The organism is Mesobacillus sp. (assembly GCF_047739415.1).
In the GTDB taxonomy this organism is placed as follows: domain Bacteria; phylum Bacillota; class Bacilli; order Bacillales; family Cytobacillaceae; genus Mesobacillus.
Genome location: NZ_JBIQOE010000046.1, coordinates 1 through 3037, shown reverse-complemented (window position 1 = coordinate 3037; position 3037 = coordinate 1). Strand labels below are relative to the sequence as shown.

The 3037-nt window shown below is 38.6% G+C and carries 4 protein-coding genes and 1 pseudogene; 4 read left to right on the top strand and 1 reads right to left on the bottom strand.

Features of this window, described 5'->3' with window-relative positions:
* Nucleotides 1–263: 263 nt before the first annotated feature.
* A complete protein-coding gene (locus tag ACH0QE_RS04365; RefSeq protein WP_415799471.1) occupies nucleotides 264–704 on the bottom strand; it encodes an Lrp/AsnC family transcriptional regulator in 441 nt (146 codons plus the stop codon).
* Between the two features lie 123 nt (nucleotides 705–827).
* Here ACH0QE_RS04365 and ACH0QE_RS04360 point away from each other — a divergent pair, with 123 nt between their 5' ends.
* From ACH0QE_RS04360 to ACH0QE_RS04345, 4 genes and pseudogenes are all read left to right on the top strand, one after another.
* Nucleotides 828–1259: a carboxymuconolactone decarboxylase family protein gene (locus tag ACH0QE_RS04360; protein WP_415799470.1), complete on the top strand. Its 432-nt coding sequence runs from the start codon at nucleotides 828–830 to the stop codon at nucleotides 1257–1259.
* A gap of 298 nt (nucleotides 1260–1557) precedes the next feature.
* Nucleotides 1558–1917 (top strand): hypothetical protein, encoded by a 360-nt coding sequence (locus ACH0QE_RS04355; protein WP_415799469.1) that lies wholly within the window; start codon nucleotides 1558–1560, stop codon nucleotides 1915–1917.
* A gap of 94 nt (nucleotides 1918–2011) precedes the next feature.
* Nucleotides 2012–2188 carry an amino acid transporter gene (locus ACH0QE_RS04350; protein WP_415799468.1) on the top strand — a complete coding sequence of 59 codons (177 nt, stop codon included), beginning with the start codon at nucleotides 2012–2014 and terminating at the stop codon, nucleotides 2186–2188.
* A 183-nt stretch (nucleotides 2189–2371) separates the two neighbouring features.
* Nucleotides 2372–3037 (top strand): annotated as a pseudogene (locus tag ACH0QE_RS04345) (STAS domain-containing protein); the annotation flags it as partial.

Sequence of the window (3037 nt, the reverse complement as noted above, 5' to 3'; positions counted from 1 at the left end):
GACTAACGGATGGGCTCTAACGCACCATAGTTCAGCGACCTTCCTCTTCCAGCCGTAGAATCAGTATTGACGGTTCGGAACCATTTTCATTCTCTGTGGTGAAGCGCCGATTTTCTCGCTTCATGGATGGCTAACGGGTGCTAATCTTCAATACAGTCAGATAATAAATGCTTGGAGCCAAATATCGGTCTCCAAGAATTTTTGAGCTAATTTACTTTTCAAATTCTGAAGAGACGACTAGGTTGGAATTTAATAATTAAAGTCTACGGTGTGTAGTTCCTCGGGGTCGTTGGTACTTGTGAGAATATAAAATGTGTAACCGTATGGGCGTAAGGGTTAACTTCTTCAATGAATTTCTCAGCTTGTGAAAAGGTTTCGAAATGAAGCTTAAGCATAAAACATGCATTGCCTGCAATTCGATAACAAAACTGTACATTAGGAAGGTTTTGAATATAGTTCTTGAATGACTTGTAATCTCCGTTTTTGACGGTTGCTTCAACAATACATTGGATTGGCTGTCCTAATTTCTCATAGTCGAGTTCTACTGTATAGTGTTTAATAATTCCAAAAGACTCCATTTGCCTGACCCGTTCTGTTACGGATGGGGAAGATAAATTCACTCTTCTGCCCAGTTCACTCATTGAAAGTCGGCTGTTTCTGCTTAATTCATCTAAAATCTTCCTGTCTGTATCATCCATTTTCATATTTAATGTATTTCCCCTCTAATTCCTTAAATTTATTAAAAATATCTTAATTTTTAATTCTTGGTTTAATGTAAATTAAGTATTTGGTTTTCTATAATTAACTATAGCAAAGGGGGAATTTCAATGGCAAGAATAAATGAATCAAGTATTGGAGATACACCATTTCAACGTCTTTTAGGTCATAACGCAGAGGTAATGCATGGCTGGTTTCAGCTAGGGAATGTATTAGAAAAAGATGGACTGCTTACTTCAGAATTAAAAGAACAGGTGAGAAGAACACTGGCTCAGCGCAATGGATGTGAATATTGTAAAGCGAAAGGTAGACCGGATCCAGAAAAGTTCGATGAAAAAACGTCGATCGCAGTTGGTTTTGCTGAAGTCTTTTTAATGCAGAGGGGTGATATACCTGATTCAATCTTTCAAGTATTGCAAGACAGCTTGACTGAGGAAGAAATTAGCGAACTCATTGCTTTTATTTCCTTTACTACCGCTTCACAATATTTTGGAGCGATTATGAAACTTCAATCCGAAGGCGAAATGAGTACCTCTATATAAGTTCTTGGATTGCCGTGCAGTACTGATCCAGGAAGGAACGACAGTCAGAGGCAGAACTTTAACTAGTTAATTCTGGCGTTTAATAATCATATACTTCCAAAAAGCGGTCATCCTTTAGGGTAACCGCTTTTTAGCTCGTATGGCCTGATGGAAGGATATCGAATAGGGTGGACCAGCAATTATTGAGATTAAATCTACTTGTAATGTTGGATTCACCAACAATATTTCCCTTGTTTGCTGAAAAATAATTGGGAACTTTTTGCAGATGAGTTTCGTATGTAAAAAGAGGTGAAGGCAGATGAAGAGAAGGTTAAAGCTCAGCTTCTATATAGTGGTCAGCACCTATGCAGCCCTATCTCTGATCTTATTTATTATGATTGGGAAATTTAATGCGAATATGGTTGGGATGTGGGGATTAATATTAGGTTTCATACTGTTAATTGCCGCTTTGCCTTTTCACAAGATCATTTACTTCGGAGGAAGAGGGCTAATGGGTGTGCAATCACCTGAAATACCTGGCGATGAACATCTGCACCATAAGCTTCACAAACAATACGAGAAAGAACAAATCGGTGAAAATCGAGGCAAAAGTTATACGCAGGATGTACTTACGATCTCAGGGATATCCATCATTTTAATCGCCGTTTTCTTAGTATAAATTGAAGTCTTGATTTTTTCGTTGAAGTGTCAATTGAACTTAAAGCTGTGTCGGAAATTTGATGGGGAAACATTGGACAAAAAGGAGTATTATTATGTCGGACAAAAAGCCAATTAATGATGCGATGGAACATATGAGCAAAATCGAAGGAATCCCAACTGATGTAAATCTCAAAAAGTTGCCTAAGCCACTAAGGTATTTTGGCTATTTTATGATTGGTTTCTTTACTCTATCCATACTCTTTATCATAATCGCTAATTTGTTGAAATAATAATAAAGGTGTTCAATCAGATGTAACTAATTGTTCTGGAGCTAGAAAAGGCATTTAAGTTAGTTAATATAAGTAAATAGTATGGTTTCTATGCTTCCTCTTGTTCTTCAGACCAGCAAATTGGCATTCTATTATTGTTTTAGTTAGAATGGAGTTAATTCATACTATTGAGGGAGTACTAAAATGGGACATTCTAACCATCAGATAAAAGTGAACAAAAATGAATTTATATGGAATAGCCGAGAAGGGGAACTGACTTTTGATGGTGCCCCGGCTTTGCTTTTCTGGGATTCAGCGATTGAGCTGTTTCTGAATACGATTGAGGAAATTTCCGGAAGCGATGTGTCAACTACTGTCTATGAAGTGACTGGATTCCGCATGGGTAAGCTCGTTAGCTCTTATTATGAAGGCAGGACCGATGTGGTAGAGTTACTGAATGAATATAGTGAAATCTATAAAAGCGCGGGCTGGGGAATCTTTGAAATTCATGATTACTCCTATGAAGAGAAAAGAGCTGTCGTGAGAATCCGTAACAGCTGGGAACACCGGATTTTCAAGCTCTCTGGCAAGGATGAGGCTGGGGTGTTGCTGCCAAGCCATTGGGCAGGGATTTTCAGCGGACTATTCAAGCAGGACATGTGGTATAAAATGACGAAAAGCCAGCAGGAAGGCCATGAATATGATGAGGTTGAAATCTTCCCATCAACAGTGACCATTTCGCATAACATCCATGAACTTGCAAGAAAGAAAGAGCAGGAAAGCATCATGGAATTGGAAAAGAAGGTAGAGGCCCGAACAGAAGAACTCTCCTCCTTGATACAAGAGCTCTCCTCGCCAATCATTCCGGTT

Bases quoted from the DNA above. Each gene is read 5' to 3' on its own strand.
- ACH0QE_RS04365 (WP_415799471.1), bottom strand. From the start codon at position 704: ATGAAAATGGATGATACAGACAGGAAGATTTTAGATGAATTAAGCAGA.
- ACH0QE_RS04350 (WP_415799468.1), top strand. From the start codon at position 2,012: ATGTCGGACAAAAAGCCAATTAATGATGCGATGGAACATATGAGCAAA.
- ACH0QE_RS04360 (WP_415799470.1), top strand. From the start codon at position 828: ATGGCAAGAATAAATGAATCAAGTATTGGAGATACACCATTTCAACGT.
- ACH0QE_RS04355 (WP_415799469.1), top strand. From the start codon at position 1,558: ATGAAGAGAAGGTTAAAGCTCAGCTTCTATATAGTGGTCAGCACCTAT.